The 373-nt window shown below is 66.0% G+C and carries 1 protein-coding gene; it reads left to right on the plus strand.

Annotation, left to right across the window (positions count from 1 at the left end):
* A partial coding sequence (locus tag PQQ96_RS42260; protein WP_408303383.1) for an AMP-binding protein occupies nucleotides 1–373 on the plus strand: 373 nt, incomplete at both ends.

Below are 373 nucleotides of genomic sequence, written 5' to 3' on the forward strand. Positions count from 1 at the left end.
CACGCGTCGCGCTGCCGTTCGAACCTGTGACGGTATCGATCGAAGCCCAGGCCCGGGTGCGTCCCGACGCGATTGCCGTGTGCTGCGAGGGTGAATCGCTCACCTATGCGCAACTCGATGCATGGTCGAACCGGATCGCGCATCGACTGGTTGCGCTCGGTGTGCAGCGCGACGAACGGGTTGGCGTGAGCCTTGAGCGGTCGTGTGCGCTGGCCGCCGCACTGCTCGGTGTACTAAAGGCTGGTGGCGCGTACGTGCCACTCGATCCGTCGTATCCGGCAGGACGTCTGTCCGCCATGATCGCCGACGCCGGCGTGCAGCGTGTCGTGCTGCAGGAACCGGATCCGGTGTTCGACGGTTGTGAGCCGGTGCA

It is taken from the genome of Paraburkholderia sediminicola (genome assembly GCF_046027825.1).
Lineage (GTDB): Bacteria > Pseudomonadota > Gammaproteobacteria > Burkholderiales > Burkholderiaceae > Paraburkholderia > Paraburkholderia sediminicola_D.